This is a genomic window from Spirillospora sp. NPDC048824 (assembly GCF_043198455.1).
Lineage (GTDB): Bacteria > Actinomycetota > Actinomycetes > Streptosporangiales > Streptosporangiaceae > Spirillospora.
Map to the genome: position 1 here is coordinate 130230 of NZ_JBICUS010000004.1, position 24941 is coordinate 155170.

22 protein-coding genes are annotated in these 24941 nt (G+C 72.1%); 20 read left to right on the top strand and 2 right to left on the bottom strand.

Annotated elements, in window-relative coordinates:
- The first annotated feature begins 62 nt into the window (after nucleotides 1-62).
- Together ACGFIS_RS09675 and thiD are read left to right on the top strand one after the other, a co-directional pair.
- A complete protein-coding gene (locus tag ACGFIS_RS09675; RefSeq protein WP_392970208.1) occupies nucleotides 63-935 on the top strand; it encodes a cellulose binding domain-containing protein in 873 nt (290 codons plus the stop codon).
- A gap of 55 nt (nucleotides 936-990) precedes the next feature.
- Nucleotides 991-1803 (top strand): bifunctional hydroxymethylpyrimidine kinase/phosphomethylpyrimidine kinase, encoded by an 813-nt coding sequence (thiD, locus tag ACGFIS_RS09680; protein ID WP_392970211.1) that lies wholly within the window; start codon nucleotides 991-993, stop codon nucleotides 1801-1803.
- A gap of 117 nt (nucleotides 1804-1920) precedes the next feature.
- On the opposite strand, the gene rpmB is transcribed toward thiD, so the two are convergent.
- Entirely contained in the window at nucleotides 1921-2115 is a 195-nt protein-coding gene (rpmB, locus tag ACGFIS_RS09685; RefSeq protein WP_030164391.1) for a 50S ribosomal protein L28, read from the bottom strand.
- A gap of 228 nt (nucleotides 2116-2343) precedes the next feature.
- Between rpmB and ACGFIS_RS09690 the strand changes: the two genes are divergently transcribed.
- The 3 genes from ACGFIS_RS09690 to ACGFIS_RS09700 all read left to right on the top strand — a co-directional run bounded on the left by ACGFIS_RS09690 (nucleotide 2344) and on the right by ACGFIS_RS09700 (nucleotide 8066).
- Nucleotides 2344-3942 carry a DAK2 domain-containing protein gene (locus tag ACGFIS_RS09690; RefSeq protein ID WP_392970214.1) on the top strand — a complete coding sequence of 533 codons (1599 nt, stop codon included), beginning with the start codon at nucleotides 2344-2346 and terminating at the stop codon, nucleotides 3940-3942.
- A gap of 33 nt (nucleotides 3943-3975) precedes the next feature.
- Nucleotides 3976-6168 carry an ATP-dependent DNA helicase RecG gene (gene recG / locus ACGFIS_RS09695; protein WP_392970217.1) on the top strand — a complete coding sequence of 731 codons (2193 nt, stop codon included), beginning with the start codon at nucleotides 3976-3978 and terminating at the stop codon, nucleotides 6166-6168.
- A 137-nt stretch (nucleotides 6169-6305) separates the two neighbouring features.
- Nucleotides 6306-8066, top strand: coding sequence for a serine/threonine-protein kinase (locus tag ACGFIS_RS09700; protein WP_392970220.1), 1761 nt, complete (start codon nucleotides 6306-6308; stop codon nucleotides 8064-8066).
- 47 nt (nucleotides 8067-8113) lie between these two features.
- Here ACGFIS_RS09700 and ACGFIS_RS09705 read toward each other — a convergent pair whose 3' ends face one another.
- Entirely contained in the window at nucleotides 8114-8878 is a 765-nt protein-coding gene (locus tag ACGFIS_RS09705) for a hypothetical protein (protein WP_392970223.1), read from the bottom strand.
- A gap of 224 nt (nucleotides 8879-9102) precedes the next feature.
- On the opposite strand from ACGFIS_RS09705, the gene rsmD reads away from it, so the two are divergent.
- The 15 genes from rsmD to ACGFIS_RS09780 all read left to right on the top strand — a co-directional run bounded on the left by rsmD (nucleotide 9103) and on the right by ACGFIS_RS09780 (nucleotide 24941).
- A complete protein-coding gene (rsmD, locus tag ACGFIS_RS09710; RefSeq protein WP_392901733.1) occupies nucleotides 9103-9675 on the top strand; it encodes a 16S rRNA (guanine(966)-N(2))-methyltransferase RsmD in 573 nt (190 codons plus the stop codon).
- A 24-nt stretch (nucleotides 9676-9699) separates the two neighbouring features.
- A complete protein-coding gene (locus tag ACGFIS_RS09715; RefSeq protein WP_392901735.1) occupies nucleotides 9700-11151 on the top strand; it encodes a penicillin-binding transpeptidase domain-containing protein in 1452 nt (483 codons plus the stop codon).
- A gap of 105 nt (nucleotides 11152-11256) precedes the next feature.
- Nucleotides 11257-11739: a pantetheine-phosphate adenylyltransferase gene (gene coaD / locus ACGFIS_RS09720; protein ID WP_392901737.1), complete on the top strand. Its 483-nt coding sequence runs from the start codon at nucleotides 11257-11259 to the stop codon at nucleotides 11737-11739.
- A gap of 93 nt (nucleotides 11740-11832) precedes the next feature.
- Nucleotides 11833-12480 carry a YceD family protein gene (locus ACGFIS_RS09725; protein ID WP_392901739.1) on the top strand — a complete coding sequence of 216 codons (648 nt, stop codon included), beginning with the start codon at nucleotides 11833-11835 and terminating at the stop codon, nucleotides 12478-12480.
- A gap of 1 nt (nucleotide 12481) precedes the next feature.
- Nucleotides 12482-12661: a 50S ribosomal protein L32 gene (rpmF, locus tag ACGFIS_RS09730; RefSeq protein ID WP_358451043.1), complete on the top strand. Its 180-nt coding sequence runs from the start codon at nucleotides 12482-12484 to the stop codon at nucleotides 12659-12661.
- Nucleotides 12662-13004: 343 nt separating this feature from the next.
- Entirely contained in the window at nucleotides 13005-13832 is an 828-nt protein-coding gene (gene rnc, locus ACGFIS_RS09735; RefSeq protein ID WP_392901742.1) for a ribonuclease III, read from the top strand.
- Nucleotides 13825-14727 carry a bifunctional DNA-formamidopyrimidine glycosylase/DNA-(apurinic or apyrimidinic site) lyase gene (gene mutM / locus ACGFIS_RS09740; RefSeq protein WP_392901744.1) on the top strand — a complete coding sequence of 301 codons (903 nt, stop codon included), beginning with the start codon at nucleotides 13825-13827 and terminating at the stop codon, nucleotides 14725-14727. The genes rnc and mutM overlap by 8 nt, the downstream gene beginning before the upstream one ends.
- Before the next feature lie 34 nt (nucleotides 14728-14761).
- On the top strand, nucleotides 14762-15070 hold the full coding sequence (locus ACGFIS_RS09745) for an acylphosphatase (RefSeq protein ID WP_392901746.1): 309 nt from the start codon (nucleotides 14762-14764) through the stop codon (nucleotides 15068-15070).
- A gap of 178 nt (nucleotides 15071-15248) precedes the next feature.
- Complete coding sequence (locus ACGFIS_RS09750) at nucleotides 15249-15446, top strand: hypothetical protein (RefSeq protein WP_083946295.1); 198 nt, start codon at nucleotides 15249-15251, stop codon at nucleotides 15444-15446.
- Between the two features lie 447 nt (nucleotides 15447-15893).
- Nucleotides 15894-19550 carry a chromosome segregation protein SMC gene (gene smc / locus ACGFIS_RS09755; RefSeq protein ID WP_392901749.1) on the top strand — a complete coding sequence of 1219 codons (3657 nt, stop codon included), beginning with the start codon at nucleotides 15894-15896 and terminating at the stop codon, nucleotides 19548-19550.
- A gap of 324 nt (nucleotides 19551-19874) precedes the next feature.
- Complete coding sequence (locus tag ACGFIS_RS09760; protein ID WP_392901751.1) at nucleotides 19875-20282, top strand: globin domain-containing protein; 408 nt, start codon at nucleotides 19875-19877, stop codon at nucleotides 20280-20282.
- Nucleotides 20283-20305: 23 nt separating this feature from the next.
- Nucleotides 20306-21493 carry a globin domain-containing protein gene (locus ACGFIS_RS09765; RefSeq protein WP_392901753.1) on the top strand — a complete coding sequence of 396 codons (1188 nt, stop codon included), beginning with the start codon at nucleotides 20306-20308 and terminating at the stop codon, nucleotides 21491-21493.
- 5 nt (nucleotides 21494-21498) lie between these two features.
- Nucleotides 21499-22173 carry a DivIVA domain-containing protein gene (locus tag ACGFIS_RS09770; protein WP_392901755.1) on the top strand — a complete coding sequence of 225 codons (675 nt, stop codon included), beginning with the start codon at nucleotides 21499-21501 and terminating at the stop codon, nucleotides 22171-22173.
- A 76-nt stretch (nucleotides 22174-22249) separates the two neighbouring features.
- A complete protein-coding gene (gene ftsY / locus ACGFIS_RS09775) occupies nucleotides 22250-23404 on the top strand; it encodes a signal recognition particle-docking protein FtsY (protein ID WP_392901758.1) in 1155 nt (384 codons plus the stop codon).
- 169 nt (nucleotides 23405-23573) lie between these two features.
- Nucleotides 23574-24941: an ammonium transporter gene (locus ACGFIS_RS09780; RefSeq protein ID WP_392901760.1), complete on the top strand. Its 1368-nt coding sequence runs from the start codon at nucleotides 23574-23576 to the stop codon at nucleotides 24939-24941.

The following is a 24941-nucleotide window of genomic DNA, read 5'->3' on the forward strand; positions in this document are numbered from 1 at the left end:
CGGATCCTGTAGGCATGTTTGGTATTGGTTTGGTATACATCCTGTGATCGAAGAGGGATGGGATGGGACGACACAGCAGGGTTGAGCAACCGGACGACGACCCCGTGCCGGGTACCGGTGCGTCCCGGGGGCCGTTCTACGGCGCTCCACCCGGCCGGCCCTACGACGCCTTCTCCGGACCGACCGACGACCAGGTCTACGTGTCGCCGCACGACCGCATCCCGACCGGCCCGCCGCCGGACGCGGAACGCGAGAACGGACCCCCGCCCCGCCGCCTGTTCGAACCGCTCCCGGGCGACTATCCCGGTGATTTTCCAGGTGCTCCCGGTCCCTATCCCGCGGCCGCCGAACGGCCCCCCGCGCGGCTCCCCGACCTGCCGGAGATCCGGCCCCGCCCGGCCGCGTCAGGCGGGCGGCGATGGCTCAAGTCCCTCTCGGTGCTCCCCGTCCCCCTCATGCCGATCCTCGCGCTCGTCATCGCCGTCGGGATCGTCTCCTACGCGCTGAGCACCCAGCAGATCTCCCTCAATTTCGCCGGCGGCGCACCCCAGAACACCCAGACCGACCAGCGTGACAGCCAGGTCTCCCAGCGCGGGCCGGGCGAACGCGCCAGCCGCGGCGCCGGCCGCTCCGACGGCCTCGTCATCGCGTTCCGTGTCGCGTCCAAGGCCCCCGGCGGTTTCAAGGCGACCGCCACGATCGCCAACAAGGGCCCGCGGCCCGTCGGCAAGTGGGCGCTCGCCTTCAAGATCCCGACCGCCTCGGTCACCGCCGTCAGCGGCGCCACCGTCGTCCGGACGGGCGAGGTCCCGTTCGTCCGCGGCCGCGCAGGGATCGCGCCCGGCGAGACCGTGCGGATCGTCTTCGCCGCGCGGGGCACCGCCGCCACGCCGACTTCGTGCGTCCTGAACGGCAAGCCCTGCGCCATCGTCTGAGCCGTCCCGGCGGCCGCGGCCGCCCAGTCCCTCAGACCGCCATAAAGTGGACGGCATGTCGCACACTCCGTCCGCGCCCCAGGCCCCGCCCCTCGTGCTCACCGTCGCGGGCTCCGACTCCGGAGGCGGCGCCGGCATCCAGGCGGACCTGAAGACGATGCTCGCCCTCGGCGTCCACGGGATGAGCGTCATCGCCGCCGTCACCGCGCAGAACTCCGTCGGCGTCCAGGGCTACTGGGAACTGCCGCCCGAGGCGGTGCGGGCCCAGCTCGACTCCGTCCTGTCCGACATCGGCGTCCACGCGATCAAGACGGGGATGCTCGCGTCCACGGTCCTGGTCGAGACCGTCGCCGAGGCCCTCGCCGCCACCGACGCGCCCGCCGTCGTCGACCCCGTGGGCGTCTCCAAGCACGGCGACGCGCTCCTCTCACCCGACGCCGTCCACGCCGTCCGCTCGGTGCTGCTGCCGGCCGCGACCGTCGTCACTCCCAACCTGTACGAGGTGGAGCAGCTCACCGGCGTCAAGGTCGTCGACGAGGCGGGTCTGCGCGAGGCCGCCGAGGCCGTCAAGGCGCTCGGCCCGCGATGGGTCCTGATCAAGGGCGGGCATCTGCCGGGCGAGCCCGCCGACCTGCTGTTCGACGGAGAGCACGAGCACCGCTTCACCGCGCCGCGGCACGACAACCGGCACACCCACGGCACCGGCTGCACGCTCGCGTCCGCGATCGCGTCCCACCTGGCGCTGGGCGACGACGTCCCCACGGCGGTCGGGAAGGCGAAGGAGTACGTGACGGGCGCGATCGCGGCGGGCTTCCCGCTCGGCACCGGCATCGGCCCCGTCGACCACGCCTGGCGCCACCGCGCCTGAGAAACACGAAAGCCGGCTCACCGGACCGAACCGATGAGCCGGCCGAAGCCGAGGATCCATGTCGAACCGCCGTCGGGCGGCGCCTGCGCTCGGCCGGCGCTCCGCCCCGGACGGTGCTCAGACCGTGGGCTTGACGACCTTGCCGGCCTTGATGCAGGACGTGCAGGCGTTGATCCGCTTGGTGCTGCCGTTCACGACGGCGCGCACACGCTGGATGTTGGGGTTCCAGCGGCGCGGGGTGCGGCGGTGCGAGTGGGAGACGCGCATGCCGAAACCGGGTCCCTTGCCGCAGACGTCGCAGACGGAAGCCACGGGAAACTCCAAGTGGGTGTCGATGCTCTGAACCGGAGCGCCGCCCGATGCCGCCGGCAGCCGGCCGGGGATCACGGGTGCTCACTGATGAGCGCCTCGGACGAGGCGCACGGATCAGACTAGCCGACGCCCCGCCGGGTACGCGAATCGCCTCGCGATCCGCCCGGTTTCCCCGGACAGCGCGCGCACGATACAGAAGAGGTGCGAGACGGCGAGAGGGGCGGGTCCGTGAGCGAGGTCCTCGATGGGGCGGCGGTACGGCGGTGGTGCAGGTCCGCGGCCGAGGCGCTGGGACGCACGAGGGCGGAGATCGACGCGCTCAACGTCTTCCCCGTCCCGGACGGCGACACCGGCACGAACCTGCACCTGACCGTGATCGCCGCGGCGGACGCGCTGGACGAGCTCCCCGAGTCCGCGGACACCGCGCGGATCTGGCGGGCACTGGCGCAGGGCGCGCTGCTGGGCGCGCGGGGCAACTCCGGCGTGATCCTCAGCCAGGTGTTCCGCGGGCTCGCCGACGTCCTCGGCCCGCTGGAGGCGCCGCCGGACGGCGCGGCGTTCGCGGGGGCCCTCGACCACGCGTCCGGCCTGGCCCGCGGTGCCGTGGAGCACCCCGTCGAGGGGACGATCCTGACCGTCCTCGCCGAAGCCGCCTCGGCCTGCACGCCGGGGACGTCCGGAACCGGACTCGCCGAGGTGACGCGGACCGCGGCCGGCGGGGCCCGGAGGGCGCTCGGCCGCACGACCGCCCAGCTGGACGTGCTGGCCCGCAGCGGCGTCGTGGACGCGGGCGCCGCCGGGCTCTGCGTGGTGCTCGACGTCCTCGCCGCCGTGATCACCGAGGAGTACCCCGAGCGGTACGAGGTCCCTGCCCGCGCCGCCGGGCCGCCGGCGCCCGCCGCGGAGCGCCCGCGACCGCACGGACCCGGCTACGAGGTCATGTACCTGCTGGACGCTCCGGACGACGCCGTCCACGCCCTCCGGGAGAAGCTGGACGGCCTCGGGGACTCCCTCGTCGTGGTGGGCGGCGACGGCCTGTGGAACGTCCACGTCCATGTGGACGACGCCGGATCCGCGATCGAGGCCGGCATGACCGCGGGACGCCCGCACCGGATCCGCGTCACCTACCTGCACGCCGGCGCCGGCGAGCATCCGCAGGCACCGCACACCGGCCGCGCGGTGATCGCCGTCACCGCCGCCGGCGGGCTGGCCGCGCTGTTCGAGCAGTGCGGCGCGCGGGTCGTCCGGCGCGAACCCGGCATGGCACCGCCGCTCGCGGTGCTGGCCGACGCGATCCTCACGGCGGGCGACGAGGTGACCGTCCTGCCGAACGAGCCCGAGGTCCTCGCACTCGCCGAAGCCGCCGCAGAGCGCGCGCGGGACGGCGGCGCCCGGATCGCGGTGGTGCCGACGAAGGCGTCCGTCCAGGGGCTGGCGGCCCTGGCGGTGCACGACCCGCTGCGCCGCTTCGGCGAGGACGTGATCGAGATGACCCGCGCCGCCGGCGCCACCCGCTTCGGGCACCTGGAGGTCGCCGAGCAGGAGGCCGTGACGAGCGTCGGACTCTGCCAGCCCGGCGACGTCCTCGGCCTCATCGAGGGCGATGTCGTCACGATCGGCGCGGACGTCACCGAGGTCGCCCGGAATCTGCTCGACCGCATGCTGTCCGGCGGCGGCGAGCTCGTGACGCTGATCGCCGGCACCCACGCGCCGCCCGCGCTCGCCGAGATCCTCGAAGGGCACCTGTGCGGCGACCACCCCGACGTCGAGGTCGGCGTTTACGACGGCGGCCAGGAACGGTACCCGCTGCTCATCGGCGTTGAGTGATTCTCGTCGCCGTCATGGGCTAGAAAAGACTGCGTGGCGAATCTCGACGAGCCGTTGCGCAAGGTCCTCGGCGACAAGACGGCCAAGGCGCTGGAGAAGGGCCTCGACCTGCACACGGTCGGCGACCTCCTGCACCACTACCCGCGCCGCTACGCCCACCGCGGCGAGCTGACCCAGCTCAGCGGCCTGCAGGACGGCGAGCACGTCACGGTCATGGCGGAGGTCGAGAAGGTGCAGGGCCGCAGCCTCACCCGCAGCCCCGGCTACGTCCTGGAGATCACCGTCACGGACGGCACCGGGCTGCTGAAGCTGAGCTTCTTCGGCCGCAAAGGCTCCTACCGGCCGGAGAAGGACCTGTCGCCCGGCACCCGCGGCCTGTTCGCCGGGAAGATCAGCACCTACCGGCCCCGCAGCGGCAAGGAGGTGCGGCAGCTCACCCACCCGCAGTACAAGGTCGTCGCGGAGAAGGGCGCGGAAGAGGCCGCGCAGGAGTGGGCCGACGAGATCATCCCGATCTACCCGTCCACCAAGGCGCTGCCCATCGAGACGATCGGCACGTCCGTCGGAACCGTCCTCGACCAGCTCAGCCTCCCCGCCGACCCGATGCCCGGCGCCCTCCTGAAACGACGCCGCCTGATCGGCCTGCGCGACGCGTACGAGGGCATCCACCGCCCGCGCACCTGGGACGAACTGGGCCGCGCCCGCGCCCGCCTCAAGTGGGACGAGGCGTTCGTCGTCCAGGTGGCCCTGGCCCAGCGCCGCCTCGCCGCCGCCGCGCTCCCCGCGACGCCCCGTCCCCCCGCCTTCGGCGGCCTCCAGTCGGAGTTCGACGCCCGCCTGCCCTTCGAACTCACCAAGGGCCAGCGTGAGGTGGGCGAAGAGCTGGCGGCGGACCTGGCACTGGAACACCCCATGCACCGCCTCCTCCAGGGAGATGTCGGAGCGGGGAAGACGGTGGTCGCGCTGCGGGCGATGCTTCAGGTCGTGGACAACGGCGGGCAGGCGGCGCTGCTCGCGCCCACCGAGGTCCTCGCCCAGCAGCACTACCGGTCGATCACCGGCATGCTCGGCGACCTGGCCCAGGCGGGCCAGATCGGCGGCGCCGACAACGCCACCCGGGTCGCGTTGCTCACCGGCTCGCAAGGCGCGAAGGCGCGCAAGGCGGCACTGCTGGACGCGGCGTCCGGCGCCGCCGGAATCGTCGTCGGAACCCACGCGCTCCTGCAGGAGAGCGTCCAGTTCGCCGACCTGGGGCTCGTCGTCGTGGACGAGCAGCACCGTTTCGGCGTCGAGCAGCGCGACGCCCTGCGTGAGAAGACCGGAGGCGGCCGCCCGCACGTCCTGGTCATGACGGCGACACCGATCCCGCGCACGGTCGCGATGACCGTCTTCGGGGACCTGGAGACCTCCGTCCTCGGGCAGCTTCCGGCGGGCCGGTCGGAGATCCAGACCCACGTGGTGCCGCCGGAGAAACCCGCGTTCTTCGCCCGCACCTGGGAGCGCATCCGGGAGGAGGCGGGCAAGGGACGCCAGATCTACATCGTCTGCCCGCGCATCGGCGAGAAGGAGGGCGACGAGGGCGACGCCATGGACGCCGGCGACGAGTCCTCCCGCCGGTCCCCCATCGGGATCATGGAGGTGCTGCCCAAACTGGAGGAGCTGCTCGCCGGCGTGCGCATCGGCGTCCTGCACGGCAAGCTGCACCCTGACGAGAAGGACGCGGTGATGCGCCGCTTCACCGACCGGGACCTGGACGTCCTGCTCGCCACCACGGTCATCGAGGTCGGCGTCGACGTCCCCAACGCCACCGTCATGGTGATCATGGATGCGGACCGGTTCGGCGTCTCGCAGCTCCACCAGCTCCGCGGCCGCGTCGGCCGCGGCACGCTGCACGGCCTGTGCCTCCTCGTCACCGACGCCGAACCCGGAAGCAAGGCCCGCGAACGGCTCGACGCGGTCGCGTCCACCACCGACGGTTTCCGGCTGTCCCGCCTCGACCTGGAGCAGCGCCGCGAGGGCGACGTCCTCGGCGCCGCGCAGGCCGGCCGCACGTCCAGCCTCCGGCTGCTCACCCTCCACCGCGACGAGGACGTCATCCGCGACGCCCGCGAGGAGGCCACGGCCTTGGTCGAATCCGACCCCGACCTGTCCGCCCACCCGGGCCTGGCCACCGTCCTCACCTCCCTCCTCGACGAAGACCGCGCCGACTTCCTCGAAAAGGCCTGAACCCGGGGGCCGCCGCCCGATGACTCAGAACGCACGGCCGGTCACGGACGTCTAACGTGTCGTCAGTGGTTGGTGGCCATCCAGGCCCGGGCGGGTACGGCTTCCGTGGCGGGTTCGTGTGCGACGGAGGAGCTCCCATGACGGCCGTTGGTCCCCTGCTGCCGGACGACCCGGTGCGGCTTGGACGGTATGAGCTGGTCGGGCGGCTGGGGGAGGGCGGTCAGAGCATCGTCTACCTGGGGCGTCGCGAGGACGGCGTGGAGGCGGCGGTGAAGCTGCTGCGCGACCGGCTCAGCCGTGATCCGGAGTGGCGGGCGCGGTTCGAGCGGGAACTGGGGATGATCGGGCGGGTCGCCGGGTTCTGTACCGCGCAGGTCGTGGACGCCGACGTCTCCGGTGATCTGCCGTACGTCGTCAGCGAGTACGTGCCGGGGCCGTCGCTGAGCGGGCTCGTGAACGAGCAGGGGCCGCGGACGGGGACCGATCTCGACCGGCTGGCGATCGGCACGGTGACGGCGCTGGCGGCGATCCACCGGGCGGGGATCCTGCACCGCGACTTCAAGCCGTCCAACGTGCTGATGGGGCCGGACGGGCCGCGCGTCATCGACTTCGGCATCGCGCGGGTCATCGGCTCGTCGGCGGCCAAGGGCAGCGGTGTCCTGGGGACGCCGTCGTACATGGCGCCCGAGCAGGTCACCGACGCGGAACTGGGCACGGGTGTGGACCTGTTCACGTGGGCGGCGACGATGCTGTTCGCGGCGACCGGGCGGCATCCGTTCGGCAACGACACGATCTCCGCGGTCTTCCACCGGATCCTGCACTACGAGCCCGACATGTCGGCGCTGCCGGAGTCGCTGCGCGGGGCCGTCGCGTCCTGTCTGGCGAAGGACCCGGCGATGCGTCCGGAGGCGCAGCAGGTCCTGCTGAACCTGCTCGGCGGTGAGGCCCCGGCGGGCCCGGCGGACGAGGGGACGCTCAGCACCGGCGCCGACTTCGCGAGGGCGCCGCTCGCGCCGCCGACCGTGGGGCGGCCGGGTCATCTGGCCGGCCCGGACTCGGGCGGGACGGCCCCGGCGCCGCAGCCGCAGACGGTCCCGCCGGTGCGCCGGCGGCGGACGCTGGGCATCGTCGCCGCCGTCGCGGCGCCGCTGCTCGCGCTGGCCGCGGGCGGGGCGGCGTGGGCGCTGCTGTCGGGCGGCTCGGGGAAGGACCCCGCGAAGGCGGACACCGGTCCCGCCGCGCCGCCCGCCGCGGCGGTGGAGGCGGTCGGGCCGGCCTCGCGGGCGATCGAGACGGTGCTGACCTTCGACCACGCGTCGCTCGACGAGAACATGGCGGCGGCGCACCGGCTGTCCACGGCCCGGTACGGCGCCGACTACGACCGGCAGCTCGCGACCCGCGACTACCGCGAGGAGTTGAAGGACAAGAAGGGCTCGGTCACCGCCGACGTCGTCGACGCCGCCGTGGTGGCCGCCTCGCCGGGCAAGGTGACGGTCCTGTCGTATGTGCGGCGGACGGTGCGCGCGGAGAACGCCGACCCGGGCAGGCTCCAGGACCCGATGCGGGCGACCATGGTCGAACGGGGCGGCGGCTGGCTGCTCGACAGCCTCTACTCGCTGAAGGCGGGCTCCACCCGGGCCGACACGGCGGGCGCGGCCTGGCCCGGCCCGCAGGCCCGGGGGGCGCTGGACGCCGTGTCGCGGGACCCGTCCGTGGCGTCCGGGACGCCGGTGGAGATCGGCCTGCGTCCGGCCGGGCAGCAGGACCGGCTCCTGGCACTGGTGATGCTCGGCGAGTGCGAGGGCGGCTGCACCGACCGGGATCCGGTCTCGTTCCGGAGGCTGTTGCTCCAGCGTTCGGGCGACGGCTGGAAGGTCGCGGGCTCCGAGCGTCTCTGACACGGGAAGGGCGCCCCCCTGCGGGAGACGCCCTTCCGGCGGGGTGCTCAGGACTCGCGGGCTGTCCGCCTGCGGGTCGCGGCCACCGCGGCGCCGCCCGCGGCGATGGCGGTGAGGCCGAGCGCCACCAGCGGCAGAGCGTCGGCTCCGGTGACGGGCAGCGCCTTCGGCGGCGTGAACTCGCCGGCGGCCGTGGCGCCGGGACCCACCGCCATGCCGGACGGGAGTTCCGGCAGCAGCGGCGACGACGGCAGCGCGGGAGGTGCCGGCGACGGGCCCGGCGGCGCCGGGGTCTCCGGGGGGACCGGCGGCGTCGGGGGGATCGGGGGCGTGGGCGGGGTCGGCGGCGTCGGCGCTTCGCAGCCGGAGCCGGCGCACGCGTTGGCCGACACGTTCGCCGACAGCGGTGTGCCGCTCGCCGGGGCCACCGAGGCGCCGACGCCGGCTCCGGCGCTGACGACCCGCTTGCCGCCCGACACCTCGGCGCCGGCCTCGACCGTCACCCCGGCGCTTCCGGCGGACGACTTCGCCTCGGCCTCCACCTCGGCGCCCGCCTTGACGGTCGCGCCGGGCAGGGACGCGCTCGCGCCGGTCTTGACCCGGATGCCCGCGCCGCCGCCGGAGGTGTTGACGCCCGCGCCGAGGTCGAGGCCCGCGGAGGCGGTCTTGGTGGCCTCGTCGTATTTCAGGCCGGCGCCCAGGCGAAGGTCGAGCACGGGCTCCTTGGTGTGCTTGACGGGGGGCTGGGAGGTTTCGGCGTGTGAGACGCCGCTCATGGCGGCGATGCCCAGAACCGTCGCTCCGGCCGTCACCGCCAGTCTCCTACCGTGATGCACAGAGTTCTCCTGAGGGGATCGGTTGCACAACCTGCGAGCACGTTTACACGTCCAGTAGTCGCTGTGAACAGCGTTCGGGTCATTTAGGTGTGGTTTCACAAGAGAGCACCGTGCGCGTTGTGTAGTTTTCCGGGAGCCGGCCGTGGCCGGGACCGTCGGCAGGTTCGCCGTGCATGCCGGGCCGCCGCGATACTGGGGAGATGACCAGGGTCATCGCGGGGAGCGCCGGAGGGCGGCGGCTGGCCGTCCCGGCGGGACGGGACACCAGGCCGACCAGCGACCGCGCCAGGGAGGGCCTCTTCTCCACGGTGCTGGCCCTCCTCGGCCCGCTGGACGGGCTTCGCGTCGCCGACCTGTACGCGGGGTCGGGGGCCGTCGGCCTGGAGGCGCTCTCCAGGGGCGCCGCCCATGCGCTGCTCGTCGAGTCGCATCCGCGTGCGATGAAGGTGATCCGGCAGAACGCCGAGGTCCTCGGGTTCCCGGGCGCCGTCCCGTGCCCGGACAAGGTGGAGCGGGTCGTCCGCAGACCGCCGGACGAGCCGTACGACCTGATCTTCGCGGACCCGCCGTACACGCTTGCGGACGCGTCCGTCACCGTCCTGCTGGAGAACCTGCGCGACCACGGGTGGGCCGCACCGGACGCGCTGGTCGTCGTGGAACGCGCCGCGCGAGGGCCGGCGCTGCGGTGGCCGGACGGGTACGAGGCCGAGCGGGACCGGCGCTACGGCGAGGCGACTTTCTGGTACGGGCGCGCCGCGTGGCCCTTGACATGAACGGATTCGGGTAGGGGCACGCGCATGGGACCCGGGATCGACCGCGCGCTGGCACGTACCTGGGTCGTCACCCTGGTGCTGATCATCGCGCTGATGGCGAACGTCACCTATGTGCAGGGATTCGAGGCGCAGGAGCTGCGGGACTCCGCTCTCAACGCCCGCCGGCTCGACGACCGCTTCAAGGTCGACCGCGGGCCCATCGTGGCGGACGGCGAGCGCCTCGCCTGGTCGGAGAAGATCGACGACGAGCGCTACCGGCGCCGGTACGAGGACGGCCCGGTCTTCGCGCCCGTCACCGGCTACTTCTCCGTGTTCTCCCAGACCGGCCTGGAGGAGGCCGCGAACCATTTCCTGGACGGGACCGACGACCGGCTCGCCACGTCCAACCTCATCGACAAGATCCTCGGAGAGCACGTTCCGGGCGGGACGGTCGAGGCCACCGTCGACGTCGAGGCGCAGCGCGTCGCCTACGAGGCGCTCAAGGGCGCGGGAGTGCGGCGTGCGGCGGCCGTCGTCCTCGACGCCGACACGGGCGCGATCCTGGTGATGGCCTCCACGCCGGCCTACGACCCGAACGAGGTCTCCACCCTCGACGGGGAGAAGGCGGAGGCGGCGTTCCAGCGCCTGAACGCCCAGAAGCTCAAGCCGTTGCTCAACAAGGCCACCAGGGAGCTGTTCCCGCCCGGGTCCACGTTCAAGACCGTGGTCGCCGCGGCCGCGCTGGAGGCCGGGGCGAGCAGGGACACCGGGGTCAGGGCCGGACGCAGCTACAAACCGCCGGGCGCCGGGCAGGCGATCAACAACGACGCCGGCGACATCGGCGGGGCGTGCGATCTGAAGCGGATCCCGCTCATCGAGGCGTACGCGCAGTCGTGCAACACCACGTTCGCCTACATGGGCGCGGAGGAACCCGGCAACGACGCCGTCCACGAGAAGGCCGCCGACTTCGGATTCGGTGACCGGATCGAGTACGCGGACGGCCTGCTCAGCGCCGCCTCCTCCTTCCCGCAGACCGACCAGCCGGCGCTCAGCGCGCTCGGCTCCATCGGGCAGGGCAGCACGGTCGCCACGCCGCTGCAGATGGCCATGGTCGCCGCCGCGGTCCTCAACGGCGGGGTGGTCATGCGGCCGCACCTCATCGACAGGCTGCGCGCCCCCGGCGGCCGGACGGTGGACGACATCTCGCCCGGCCGGATGTCCCGTGCCCTGACGTCCGAGCAGGCCGGGCAGATGCGGGACATGATGGAGGCCGTCGTCGAGAGGGGCACGGGCAAGTCCCTGAAGGGCACGTCCATCCTCGGCGGCAAGACGGGGACCGCCGACGTCGCCGGCGCCCCCTACAACGACCGCTGGTTCATCGGCTTCGGCCCGCGCGACGACCCGGAGTACGCGGTCGCGGTGATGACCGAGGCGCCCGGCTACGGCATCGAGTCCGGCCCGATCGCCGCCAGGATCGTCGATGCGCTGGTCCGCTGACACGTGCCGGAGCCGGACCCGGGCGAGCCCGGGTGAAAGCGGGCCGAATACGATTTGGTACGTTCGCGCCGCAGGTCAGAAACCGGGACCGAGGGGGTTCACGCCGTGCGCCGTGTCGTCTGTCCGGGATCGTTCGACCCCGTCACCAACGGGCATCTCGACATCATCAGCCGCGCCTCCCGTCTCTATGACGAGGTGGTCGTCGCCGTGCTGATCAACAAGAACAAGAAGAGCCTGTTCACCGTCGACGAACGCGCCGGCATGATCTCCGAGGTCACCAAGGAGTACGGCAACGTCAAGGTGGACACGTTCTACGGGCTCACCGTCGACTACTGCAGAGAGCAGGACATCCCGGTGATCGTCCGCGGGCTCCGGGCCGTCAGCGACTACGAGTACGAGCTGCAGATGGCCCAGATGAACCACCGGATCGCCGGAGTGGAGACGCTCTTCATGGCGACGAACCCCGAGTACGCGTTCCTTTCGTCAAGCCTGATGAAAGAGGTCGTGAAATTCGGCGGTGACATCTCCGGGCTCGTCCCCGACATCGTGCACGACCGCCTGGTCGATCGGCTCCGGCAGGACGAGTGACGGCCCCGCCCTGGTGAGGGCGCCGCGAGTTGGGGCAATGGCCGGGTCTTCGGTACCCTGTGGCATCGGCCATCACCCGCGGCCGTCATTCTCATGCCTCACGAAAGCAGGAAGCCGCTGACACGCCTCGACCCCAACGCCCCACTCGTGCTCGACACCCGAGCGTTGAGCAGGCAGCCCGGGTCGTCGCGGGAGGAGCACCTGTCCGTGCCGGCACCGGAGAATTTCGGCATCGAGATGGTGGGCGTCCCCGAAGGCGCCGCGATCGACCTGGACATCCGGCTCGAAGCGGTACTCGAAGGGGTGCTCGTCACCGGCACGGCGACGGTCCCCCTCCAGGGGGAGTGCTCCCGCTGCCTCGACCCGATCGCCTCGACCTTCGAGGCGGACTTCCAGGAACTCTTCGTCTACGACGACACCCGCTCCGGCGGGAACGCCGACGACGACGAGCTCCGCCTCGAGGGCGATCTGATCGACCTCGAACCCGTCCTGCGGGACGCGGTGGTGCTCGCGCTGCCGCTGTCCCCGCTGTGCCGGGAGGACTGCCCGGGCCTGTGCCCGGACTGCGGTGTACGGCTGGCGGACGCCGAACCCGGCCACCGCCACGACGTCGCCGACCCCCGATGGGCGGCGCTGCAGGACATGGCCGGCGACCTGGCGCCGGCTCCCCCCGGCCGGGGGGGCGGGAGCTCAGGCCCCCGTGGTTCATCCGACCGACGAGAAGGAAAGCAGGAGGGCTGACGTGGCCGTCCCCAAGCGGAAGAAGTCGCGCAGCAACACGCGGCACCGGCGTGCGCAGTGGAAGACCGCGGCGCCGAACCTGGTCGAGTGCCCGACGTGCCGCGACCACAAACTGCCCCACACCGCCTGCGCGACGTGCGGCACCTACGACCGGCGGCAGGTCATCACCCCGTCGTCCTGAGTGAACACTTCTCATCCTCGGCCGCCGGCACCCGGTGCCGGCGGCGGACCGGATGAGAGTCTCGGTCTTCTCGCATCCTGGGGGGCGGATCCGCGCGTACGGCGCGGCCCGCCCCCCGCGATGCGGCAGGACAGGCACCCGACCACCCGGCGCGTGACGTCGGCGTGGTGACCGGCGCGGACACTGCGCCCGGAGCCGTGGTGCACGCCGGGATCACCGACCGGCGCGCACCTCGTCTTCGCGGACCCTCCACGCCGAGCGTCCTCGCCGTCCCGGCCGTTCCGGCCGCGCGCCACAGACGCGACCGCGCCCTGCGCGGTGCACGGCCTGCGAGGAGGGCCCTGTGAGCGGCAAGAAAAGCGACCCCGCGCCGGATCGCGCGGAACTCAGCGGCGCGCTCGGCGTCGTCATCGACGGCGACCTGCTCGAACGCGCACTCACCCACCGTTCCTACGCCTACGAGAACGGCGGGCTGCCCACCAACGAGCGGCTGGAGTTCCTCGGCGACTCGGTGCTCGGCCTCGTCGTCACCGACACCCTGTTCCGGGGCCACCCCGACCTGCCCGAGGGGCAGCTGGCCAAGCTGCGCGCCGCCGTGGTCAACATGCGGGCCCTCGCGGGCGTCGCGCGGGGCCTCGGCGTCGGCGCCCACATCCGGCTCGGCCGCGGCGAGGAGGGCACCGGCGGCCGCGACAAGGCGTCGATACTGGCCGACACGCTGGAGGCGCTGATCGGCGCGGTCTACCTCGACCGCGGCCTGGACGAGGCGTCCGCCCTGGTGCACCGCCTCTTCGACGGGCTGATCACCCGTTCGGCGGGCCTCGGCGCCGGCCTGGACTGGAAGACCTCGCTGCAGGAGCTCACCGCGGTCGAGGAGCTCGGCGTCCCCGAGTACCACGTCGCCGAGAGCGGCCCCGACCACCAGAAGACGTTCCGTGCCACGGTACGGGTCGGCGGGACGGCCTACGGGGCCGGTGAGGGCCGCAGCAAGAAGGAGGCCGAGCAGCACGCCGCCGAGGCCGCCTGGAACGAGATCCGCCGGATCGTCGTGGAGCGTGAGGTCGCCGAGCAGGCAGATCAGACCGAGCAGGCAGACCAGGCAGATCAGGCCGAGGAGGCGCGGGAGGCCGGTCAGCGGCAGGCCGGTCAGGCGGCCCAGGCCGGTGCCTGAGCTTCCCGAGGTCGAGGTCGTCCGGCGCGGCCTGGAACGCTGGACGACCGGCCGCACCATCGAGTCCGCCGAGGTCCTGCACCCGCGGTCGGTGCGCCGCCACGAGCCCGGCCCGGCCGACTTCGCCGGACGCCTCGCCGGCCGCACCGCCCTGACACCCCGCCGCCGCGGCAAGTACCTGTGGGTGCCGCTGGGCGCGGACGGCGGCGGTGCGCCGGGGGAGGCGATGCTGGCCCACCTCGGGATGAGCGGCCAGCTGCTCGTCGGCGAGCCGGACCGGGAACGCGAAAGGCATCTGCGGGTCCGCATCGGCTTCGACGACGGCGGCCGCGACCTGCGCTTCGTCGACCAGCGCACGTTCGGGCATCTCATGGTCGCCGACCTGGTGCCCGACGTGATCGGCGGGCCGGGAGGCCCCGGGCTCGTCCCGGAGCCGATCGTGCACATCGCCGCCGATCCGCTGGAGGACGCCTTCGACGCCGAGGCGTTCTTCCGCGCCCTCCGCCGCCGCAGGACCGGGATCAAGCGGGCTCTGCTCGACCAGTCCCTGATCAGCGGCGTCGGCAACATCTACGCCGACGAGGCGCTGTGGCGGGCCAGGCTGCACTGGGCGCGGCCCACCGAGACGATGACGCGAGCGGAGGCCGCGCGCGTCCTGGAGGCCGCACAGGACGTCATGGGGGCCGCCCTGGCCGTCGGCGGGACGTCGTTCGACAGCCTGTACGTCAACGTGAACGGTGAGAGCGGTTACTTCGAACGGTCCCTGGACGCCTACGGGCGGCGCGACGAACCGTGCCGCCGCTGCGGCGCGCCGATCCGCCGCGACGAGTTCATGAACCGCTCGTCCTACACCTGCCCCGTGTGCCAGCCGCGTCCCCGCAGGGCACGGTATTAGGCGACCGGAGTCACGATCGAGATGGGGGGACGCGATGGACGGCGGTGACGAGGACATCGTCCGGCTCACGGCCTGGGTGCGCGGCCACGTCCAGGGAGTCGGTTTCCGCTGGTGGGTGCGGGCACGGGCGCTCGAGCTCGGCCTCGACGGCACCGCCGCCAACCTCGCCGACGGGCGCGTCGAGGTCGTCGCCGAAGGACCCCGCCGGAAATGCCGGCGGCTCCTGGAGCTGCTGGACGGCGACGCGCCCGCGGGCCTGCCCGGACGCCCCGGCAAGGTGACGGGCGTGACCTGCCGCTGGAGCGAGCCGCGCGGAGAGGGCTCCGGTTTCCATGAGCGCTGACCGGGTAGGGGGTTCCGGTTTATACCTGCTAAACTAGTAGAGGAAGGTTGTTACCGGCCTGTGATGTGCGTCTTGACCAGGACACCGGCCGGTGCGACTCTAGACGATACGCGCACCGACTTGATTCGATTCTCGTGCGTGATCCCTGCTGGTTACTCAGCGTGGAGGACCCTTAGTCATGGCGAAGGCTCTACTCGGCCACGTCGGCGGTCCCGACCCCCGGATGGTCGCGGAGATGCGGCGTCTTCAGCAGCGCGTACGTGATCTGGAAGCCGAGCTCGTACGGCTTCAGGCAGAGAACGACGCGCTCGCGACGGCGCCGGACGACGATGTGATGTCCCTTGCGGTCAAGGACCGTGAACCCGCGCTGACCTGATCAGCGCCTTTCTCAAGAGTGGACAGGGACGCCACGACCTGGCGTCCCTTGTTTATTGCAGCGCCCCTGGCGGTCGTGTAGCCGGCCTCCGGCCTTGGCGGCCCTTCCTTCTTCGGCGGGCACCGCGGTGCGATCGCATGGTGGCCGCGATGGCCGGTTCGGGTGCCCGGTCCTGTTCCCTTCGGGCCTGGCGGTGCGGGTGTACCCTCGGGCTGATGTACGGGGAACGGTCAGGATCCGGTCAAACCTTGGTACGCATTCTGCCTGTCCGAATCTGATGGCAGCTGTAGCGATCGGCGGAATTCGGGGCATCCGGTGGTGCATGACCGCCGTGACCCGAATCCAGTGCGGCGACCGCGCGTCCCGTGCCCGAGCCGACCTCGGCCGTTGTATAACGAACACGGCCGGCCGGCCATCGCCCAGTCACCTCAGGAGGACGGCGGACGCGTGTACCTGAAGAATTTGACGCTGCGCGGCTTCAAGTCCTTCGCGTCCTCCACCACGCTGAAGTTCGAGCCGGGCATCACCGCCGTCGTCGGGCCGAACGGGTCGGGCAAGTCCAACGTCGTCGACGCACTGGCCTGGGTCATGGGGGAGCAGGGCGCCAAGTCGCTGCGCGGCGGCAAGATGGAGGACGTCATCTTCGCCGGCACCGCCAGCCGGGCGCCGCTCGGCCGGGCCGAGGTCGTGCTGACGATCGACAACTCCGACGGCGCGCTGCCGATCGACTACACCGAGGTCACGATCAGCCGGCTGATGTTCCGGTCCGGCAGCAGCGAGTACGCGATCAACGGGGACTCGTGCCGGCTCCTCGACATCCAGGAGCTGCTGTCCGACTCCGGCATCGGCCGCGAGATGCACGTCATCATCGGGCAGGGCCAGCTCGACCGCGTCCTGCACTCGGGCCCCGAAGGGCGCCGCGCGGTGATCGAAGAGGCCGCGGGTGTCCTGAAGCACCGCAAGCGCAAGGAGAAGGCGCTCCGCAAGCTGGACGCGATGCAGGGGAACCTGACCCGCGTCCAGGACCTCACCGGTGAGCTGCGGCGGCAGCTGAAGCCGCTGGGGAGGCAGGCGGAGATCGCGCGCAAGGCCGCCGTCATCCAGGCCGACCTGCGTGACGCCCGGTTGCGGCTGCTGGCCGACGACCTGGTCACCTTGCGGACGAGGCTTGAGCAGGAGGCGGCCGACGAGGCCGCCGTCCGGGAGCGCCGCACCGAGACGGAGCGGGCGCTGGCCGAGGCGCAGGAACGCGAGGCCGTGCTGGAGGCCGAGGAGGCCGAGCAGGCGCCCAGGCTCGCGCTCGTGCAGGACACGTGGTTCCGGCTGTCGGCGCTGAAGGAGCGGTTGCGGGGCGTCGCCGATCTCGCGGCCGAGCGGCATCGCAATGCCGCCGAAGCGCGCGATGAGGAACGGCGCGGCCGCGATCCCGAGGAGATGGAGCGCGAGGCCGCCGAGGTCCGCGAGCAGGAAGACATGCTCCGGGAGGCGCTGGAGGCGGCGCAGGACGGGCTTTCCGCGGCCGTCGAGGAGCGGTCGGGAGCAGAGGAGGCCCTGGCCGCCGAGGAACGGCGGCTGCAGGCCGCCGCGCGTGCCGCGGCCGACCGGCGGGAGGAGCTGGCCCGGCTGCGGGGACGGGTCGAGGCGCTGCGCAGCAAGGCCGCGGCCGGACGCTCGGAGATCGGCCGGCTCGCCGAGGCGCGGGAGGAGGCCGGGCAGCGCGCCGAGTCCGCGCAGGCCGAGTTCGAGGCGTTCGAGGCCGAGGTCGTGGAGGACCCGGAGTTGGCCGCCGAGCACGAGGTGGCCCAGGAGGCGCTCGCCACCGCCAAGGACGCCGCCGAGGCGGCGCGGGCGGCGGTGGAGGGTCCCCGGCGGGCCCTGAAGGAGGCCCGGTCGGCCGTGGGTTCCGCGCGGTCGGCGGACCAGGCGGCGCAGAAGAAGGTCACGGCGTTGCAGGCCCGGATCGAGGCCCTCGATCTGACGCTGGCCAGCGCCGCCGACGGCGGGGAGGCCCTCCTGGCCGCGGGGGCGGACGGTTCGCTGGAAGGCGTCCTCGGGACGGTGGCGTCGCTGCTGAACGTCCGTCCCGGCTATGAGACCGCGATCGCGGCCGCGCTCGGCAACGCGGCCGAGGCCATCGCCGTCGGCTCGCTGGATACGGCCGAAGCCGCGCTGACGCTGCTGCGTTCCCGCGATGCCGGACGTGCCGGGCTGCTCGTCGGCGGGGGAGCGGCAGTGGCGGGCGGGCGGCTCCCCGGGGTCGACTATGCGGTCGACGCCGTGACGGTGCCGGATGCGGTGCGTCCTGCGGTCGAGCACCTTCTGCGTGACATCGCCGTTGTGGACGATGTCCCGTCCGCTGCCGGGCTGGTGCGCAGGGAGCCTTCTCTGCGGGCCGTCACCCGCGATGGGGAGCTTGTCGGCGCCCACTGGGCTCAGGGCGGCGCAGCGGGTGGAGGGCAGAGCCTCCTGCAGATGCGCGCGACGCTCGATGAGGCCACCGAGGACCTGGCGGCCGCCGAGACGGCGGCGGGTGTCGCGGCCGACGACCTCACGGCGTCCATGGAGCGGGAGCAGGCGGCGCAGACGGCGGTGGAAGCCGCCGAAGCGACCGCTAACGAGACCCAGTCAGGGGTCAACCGGGCGCAGGCGGAGCTTGACCGCGTCCGCGCGCGCTTGCGTGAGTTCGACGCGCAGGCCGCTCAGGAGGCCAAGCGCGCCGCCCGCCTGGAGGCCGACGTCCGCGCCGCCAGGGGCGAGGCGGAGCGGCTGACCAAGGCGCTCGACGCGGCGAACGAATCTCTGGAGCGCGACACCGAGGCGGCAGAGGAACTGGCGATGCGGCTCGCCGAGGCGGAGGAGGCCGCGGAGGTCGCCGACGAGGCCGGGCATGACACGCAGGCCCGCGACGAGCTGAACGCCCGCTGCCAGGAACTGCGCAGCGTCGAGATGGAGTCGAGGCTGACGGTCCGCACCGCCGAGGAACGCGTCCAGGCCATCGCCGGCCGCGCCGACGCGCTCGAACGCGGTGCCCGCCGCGAGCGCGAGGAACGCGCCCGCGCCGCCCAGCGCCGCGCCCGACGCGAGGAGCAGGCGAGGGTCGCCAAGGCCGTCCACCGGGGCGCCAGGACCGCCCTGGACCGCATCGAGCACTCCCTGGACGCGGCCGTACGGCGGCGGGAGGCCGCCGAACAGGCCAAGGCCGCCCGCGAGGCGGAGCTGAAGGTCGTGCGGACCCAGGTCCGCGAGCTGTCCGGGACGCTCGAACGCCTGGTCAACGTCGTGCACGGCAACGAGGTCGCCCGCGCCGAGCAGCGGCTCCGGCTGGAGCAGTACGAGCAGCGGGCCCTGGACGAGTTCGGCCTGGAGGTCGAGTCCCTGGTGTCGGAGTACGGGCCGGACCAGCTCGTCCCGCCCGATCCCGACAAGGGGGAGGACGCGCGGCCCGTCCCGTACGAACGGGCCGTCCAGGAGAAGCGCGCCAAGACCGCCGAGCGGCAGCTCAACCAGCTCGGCAAGGTGAACCCGCTCGCGCTGGAGGAGTTCTCCGCGCTGGAGGAGCGGCACGCGTTCCTCACCTCGCAGCTGGAGGACCTGAAGAAGACCCAGCGGGAGCTGCTCGGCCTCGTCAAGGAGGTGGACGACCGCGTCCAGCAGGTGTTCGGCACCGCCTACGACGACACCGCTCGCGAGTTCGAGCGGATTTTCGCGCGGCTGTTCCCCGGCGGGGAGGGCAGCCTGTCGCTCACCGAGCCGGACGACATGCTCGCCACCGGCGTCGAGGTCGCGGCCCGCCCGCCCGGCAAGAAGGTCAAGCGGCTGTCGCTGCTGTCTGGCGGCGAGCGGTCCCTGGTGGCGATCGCGTTCCTCGTCGCGGTCTTCAAGGCCCGCCCGTCGCCGTTCTACGTCCTGGACGAGGTCGAGGCCGCACTGGACGACACCAACACGCAGCGGCTGCTCACCGTCTTCGAGGAGCTGCGCGAGGCGTCCCAGCTGATCGTGATCACTCACCAGAAGCGGACGATGGAGGGAGCCGACGCCCTCTACGGCGTCAGCATGCGCGGGGACGGCGTCACCCAGGTGGTCAGCCAGCGGCTGCGCGACTGAGTTCGTGCACGAATTTTCACATGACAGAAATATCGGTCACCCTTTCATTGGAACGTTACATCGCCCAGCGTTCCGCATTTCGGACGGGTCCCGAGATGTGGTCTGTATTATTTTCGGGCTCCAATAACTACTTGGTCACGACGCATTCCTGCCGGTGACAGGGAAGTGGCGCGACCGTCGTACACCGACCGTGACGCCGTGACGACGCTGGCGGACTTGTGCGGGTCGAAGTCCATCCACTACCCATATGCACCGTTGGTTCTCCGGCTTCCCTCACCGGACAAACCCCGCCCGGTACGGAGAACCGCTCGGAAGGTGACGCCCGTGGACCCGCAGAAACTCAAAGACAATTTCGCCCTCGTCGGCACGAACGGCGTCGACGTGGCAGAATATTTCTACGCAGACCTATTCGCCCGGGAACCGCAGCTCAGGTCGATGTTCCCGGCGGCGATGGCCAAGCAGCACGAGGTCCTTCTCGCCGCGCTGTCCCAGATCGTCTCGACCGTCGACGACACCGACGCGCTCGTCCCGTTCCTGCAGGACCTCGGCCGGCGGCACCACGGTTTCGGGGTCCTCGGCGACCACTACGCCCCCGTCGGAGCCAGCCTCCTGGCGACCCTCGCCTACTTCAGCGGCCCCGAATGGAACGCGGACCTCGAACGCGACTGGACGGCCGCCTACGGGCTCGTCGCCCAGGTCATGACAGAGGCCGCGGCCGAGCCCGTCTCCTGATCCGGCCCGCATCCTGATCTGACATGGACGCCCAGCGCCTCAAGGACAGCTTCGACCACGTCGCCGGACAGGGCGACCAGGTCGCGCTGTTCTTCTACTCCGACCTCTTCGTCCGCAACCCCCACCTGCGCGACATGTTCCCGATCGGGATGAGCGGCCAGCGCGACAAGCTGCTGCGCGCCCTCGGGCACATCGTCTCCCGGGTCGATGACCTGCCCGCCCTCGTCCCGTTCCTCCAGCAGCTCGGCCGCGACCACCGCAGGTTCGGGATCGTCGCCGAGCATTACCCGCACGTCGGCGCCAGCCTCCTCGCCACCGTGCGGCACTTCTGCGGGCCGTCCTGGAGCGACGACGTCGAGGGCGACTGGAACGCCGCCTACAGCCTGGTCGCCAAGGTCATGCTGGAGGCCGCCGACGAGAACGCCCTCACAAGCCCCGCCTGGTGGAACGGCCAGGTCCTCGGTGTCGAACGGCGACGGTTCGACATCAGCGTCCTGCGCGTCCAGCCGGACCGGCCGCTGCCCTACCGGCCCGGCCAGTCGGTCGCGCTGGAGGTGCCGGCCCGGCTGCGGCACTGGCGCTACTACTCGATGGCGAACGCCCCCCGTCCCGACCACACCGTGGACTTCCACATCCGGCTCGTCGACGGCGGCCCGGTGAGCCCCGTCCTGGTGCGCGGAACCGAGACCGGTGACCGGGTCCGGATGGGCGCCCCCGTCGGCACGCTCACGCTGGACGAGGCGTCCGGGCGGGATGTCCTCCTGGTGGCGGGCAGCACCGGCCTGGCCCCGCTCAAGGCGATCCTGGAGCAGATCTCGCAGCGCGCCGCCCCTCCGCGCGTGCACCTGTTCTTCGGCGCCCGCACCAGGGACGGCCTGTACGACCTGGAAGACCTGACCAAACTGGCCGGCGAGTTCCGCTGGCTCACCGTCGTGCCCACCGTGTCGGACGAGTCCGGCGGCCACGGCTTCTCCGCCCTGCTCCAGTCAGGGCTCCAATCGGGGCTCCAGCCGGGACCCCAAGCGGGCGACGACGACGTCGAGCACGGAAATCTGTCGGACGTCGTGGCCAGGCACGGCCCCTGGGACGGCCACGACGCCTACGTGTGCGGGCCGTCCGCGATGGTCGGGCACACGGTCGAGCAGCTCACGCGGCTCGGCGTCGCCCGCGACCGCATCCGGCTGGAAACCTTCGCAGACGCACAGAGGTGAGCGCGTTGAACTCCCCGAACCTTCCCGTCGTCTCCGCGGGCACGCGGCTGACCCCGGGCGAACTGCAGTCGGTGGTCTTCGCCCGGGCCGCCCTCGGCCGCCGCGGATACGACGAGGAGCAGGTCCGCAACTTCCTGGCGTACGTCGAGCGGGAACTCGTCCAGATCTTCGGCGACAAGGCGGCCCTCGCCGACGAGGTCGACCGGCTGCGCGCCCAGGCGGCCAAGGGCACACCCGGCGTGATGGCGCCCGAGGACGCCCACTTCCAGGCCGTCCGCATCCTCTCGCAGGCCCAGCAGACCGCCGACCTGTACGTCGCGGACGCCGAGCGCTACACGCGCGAGCTGGCCCACGAGGCCAGGCTGCACCGGGAGGCGATCCTGTCCGACGCCAAGGGACGCGCCGAGCACATGCTGGAGGACGCCCACCGCAAGGCCGCCGCGGTTGCCGACGCGGCCGTCCGCAACGCCGAACAGACCGCGCCGCCGCCCGTCATCCGCCAGGAGGCCCCGCCGGCCGACGAGCGACGCGCCATGGAACGGGAGATCGCCTACCTGCGCACCTACAGCGACGTCTACCGCACCCACCTCCGCTCCTACCTGGAGGCCCTTCTGCGAAACGTTGACGAGTGGGAGAACTCCGAGCGCGCGTCACTGCCCGCCCCCGGGCCCGCACAGTGATCACGGCCTGCGTCGGAAGGGGGGTTCCAGGGGGCCGCCCCCCGGGGTAGACACCTTCTGGAAAACTGGGGGCGCTATGGAATATCTGATCGTCATCGCCGCGCTGGCCGCGGTCGCACTGATCGTCGGCGGCGTCATGCTGCTGCGGCCCCGTCGCGGGCGGCCGCGGCCGCCCGCCGAGCGGCCCACGGAACGGGCGGGAGGAGCGACCGCCGCCGACGAGGCGGAGGGCGGCGCCCCCACCATCGAGAGGGCGCCGCCGACGGAGGTACCGCCGCCGCGGCCCACGGTCGAGATCGAGAGGCCGCCGCCCGGTGCGGGCAGGCTGGTCCGGCTGCGCGCCCGCCTCGCCCGCTCCCAGAACACCTTCGGCAAGACCCTCCTCGTCCTGCTGTCGCGCGAAACGCTCGACGACGACGCCTGGGAGGAGATCGAGGACACCCTGATCACGGCCGACATGGGCGCGGCCGTGGCCCGCCAGGTCACCGACGACCTGCGGACCCGGGTCCAGGTCCTCGGCACCCGCGAGGTGGGCGAGGTCCGCGAGCTGCTCAAGCAGGAGCTCGTCAAGCAGATCGGCCCGGATCTGGACCGCTCCCTCCGGACCGAGGCGCCGGGGGACCGTCCCGCCGTGATGATGGTCGTCGGCGTCAACGGCACGGGCAAGACCACCACCTGCGGCAAGCTCGGCCGGGTCCTCGTCGGCGACGGCAAGACCGTCCTGCTCGGCGCCGCCGACACCTTCCGCGCCGCCGCCGCCGACCAGCTGGAGACGTGGGGCAACCGGGTCGGGGCGCAGGTCGTCCGCAAGGAGGAGGGCTCCGACCCCGCCAGCGTCGCGTTCGACGCCGTCAAGCAGGGCATCGACACCAAGGTCAACGTGGTGATCGTCGACACCGCCGGCCGGCTGCACACCAAGACCGGGCTGATGGACGAGCTGGGCAAGGTCAAGCGCGTCGTGGAGAAGCAGGCCACGGTCGACGAGGTGCTGCTCGTCCTGGACGCCACCACCGGGCAGAACGGCATGCAGCAGGCCCGCGTCTTCGCGGAGGTCGTCAACATCACGGGTATCGCGCTGACCAAGCTGGACGGCACCGCGAAGGGCGGCATCGTCGTCCAGGTGCAGCGGGAACTGGGCGTCCCGGTCAAGCTGGTCGGGCTGGGGGAGGGCCCGGACGATCTGGCCCCCTTCGAACCCGAGGCCTTTGTGGACGCGATCCTGGGAGACTGAAAAAAGGTCCAATGTCGCCTAAATAAGGCATGTGAGGTTTCGGAAACACCGGCGAAACACGCCGGGGTCGGTTTTCACACCGAGGAAACGTAAGAGCCCCTCAGGTGAAACGGCCGCGCCAGAGTCTCTGAGCAGTCACGTTCCCTGGCGAGGAGGGACTCTCTCAGAGATGAAGATCGATAGCGGTAACACCGCGTGGATACTGACGAGCGCGGCGCTCGTGCTGCTGATGACACCGGGGCTGGCCTTCTTCTACGGAGGCATGAGCCGGGCCAAGAGCGTGCTCAACATGATGATGATGAGCTTCGTCAGCATCGCCGTCGTCGGCATGGCGTGGGTCGTCTACGGCTGGTCCCTGGCGTTCACCTCCGGCGGCGGGCTCAGCTCGTTCATCGGCGGGTTCGGCGAATGGGGACTGGTCGGCCTGGAGACCGCCGCCACCGCCGACGACGGCACCGGCATCCCGAAGCTGGTGTTCGTGGCCTTCCAGGCGACGTTCGCCATCATCACCGTCGCGCTCATCAGCGGCGCGGTCGCGGACCGTGCCAAATTCGGGGCCTGGGTCGTGTTCACCCTGGCCTGGGTGACGCTCGTGTACTTCCCGATCGCCCACTGGGTCTGGTGGTCGGACGGCGAAGAGGGCGGCCAGGCCGGCTGGATCTTCGAACTCGGCGCACTCGACTTCGCGGGCGGCACCGTCGTCCACATCAACGCGGGAGTCGCGGCGCTCGCCCTGGTACTCGTCCTCGGCAAGCGCAGGGGCTGGCCGAAGGAGCCGATGCGCCCGCACAACCTGCCGTTCGTCCTGCTCGGCGCCGGGCTGCTGTGGTTCGGCTGGTTCGGCTTCAACGCCGGCTCGGCCGGCGCCGCCAACGAGGTCGCGGGCGTCGCGTTCATCAACACGCTCGTCGCGACCTGCGCCGCCGCGTTCGCCTGGATCGTCGTCGAAAAGCTGCGGGACGGCTCGTCCACCACGCTCGGCCTCGCGTCCGGTGTCGTCGCCGGACTCGTCGCCATCACCCCGGCCTGCGCGTTCGTCACCCCGCTCGGCGCCATCGCCGTCGGACTCGTCGCCGGCGCGGTCTGCGCCTTCGCGGTCAGCCTCAAGTACAAACTCGGCTACGACGACGCGCTCGACGTGGTCGGCGTCCACATGGTCGGCGGCATCGTCGGCGCCCTGCTGATCGGCCTCCTGGCCACCACCGCGGTCAACGACGGCGGCGCCGACGGGCTGTTCGCCGGTGGCGGGCTGTCGCTGCTCGGCAAGCAGGCGGTGGCGGTTCTGGCCACCCTCGCCTACTCGTTCGTCGTCACCTACCTGATCGCCAAGCTCATCGACCTGGTGATGGGCTTCCGCATCAGCGAGGACGACGAGGCCGCCGGAATCGACAGCACCGCGCACGCGGAGACCGCCTACGACTTCGGCACCATCCGGACGGGCGGCGGTTCCGGTGCGACCCTGGCCGCGGCGGCCGCGCCCGCCCCCGCCGCGGACGCGGAGAAGCCCGAGGACGCGGCCAAGAAGGTGGAGGCGTAG

Excerpts from the sequence above, each read along its gene's own strand:
- ACGFIS_RS09675 (WP_392970208.1), top strand. The coding sequence starts at position 63 with ATGGGACGACACAGCAGGGTTGAGCAACCGGACGACGACCCCGTGCCG.
- thiD (WP_392970211.1), top strand. The coding sequence starts at position 991 with ATGTCGCACACTCCGTCCGCGCCCCAGGCCCCGCCCCTCGTGCTCACC.
- ACGFIS_RS09700 (WP_392970220.1), top strand. The coding sequence starts at position 6,306 with ATGACGGCCGTTGGTCCCCTGCTGCCGGACGACCCGGTGCGGCTTGGA.
- rsmD (WP_392901733.1), top strand. The coding sequence starts at position 9,103 with ATGACCAGGGTCATCGCGGGGAGCGCCGGAGGGCGGCGGCTGGCCGTC.
- ACGFIS_RS09715 (WP_392901735.1), top strand. The coding sequence starts at position 9,700 with ATGGGACCCGGGATCGACCGCGCGCTGGCACGTACCTGGGTCGTCACC.
- ACGFIS_RS09725 (WP_392901739.1), top strand. The coding sequence starts at position 11,833 with ATGCCTCACGAAAGCAGGAAGCCGCTGACACGCCTCGACCCCAACGCC.
- ACGFIS_RS09745 (WP_392901746.1), top strand. The coding sequence starts at position 14,762 with ATGGACGGCGGTGACGAGGACATCGTCCGGCTCACGGCCTGGGTGCGC.
- ACGFIS_RS09750 (WP_083946295.1), top strand. The coding sequence starts at position 15,249 with ATGGCGAAGGCTCTACTCGGCCACGTCGGCGGTCCCGACCCCCGGATG.
- ACGFIS_RS09765 (WP_392901753.1), top strand. The coding sequence starts at position 20,306 with ATGGACGCCCAGCGCCTCAAGGACAGCTTCGACCACGTCGCCGGACAG.
- ftsY (WP_392901758.1), top strand. The coding sequence starts at position 22,250 with ATGGAATATCTGATCGTCATCGCCGCGCTGGCCGCGGTCGCACTGATC.
- ACGFIS_RS09780 (WP_392901760.1), top strand. The coding sequence starts at position 23,574 with ATGAAGATCGATAGCGGTAACACCGCGTGGATACTGACGAGCGCGGCG.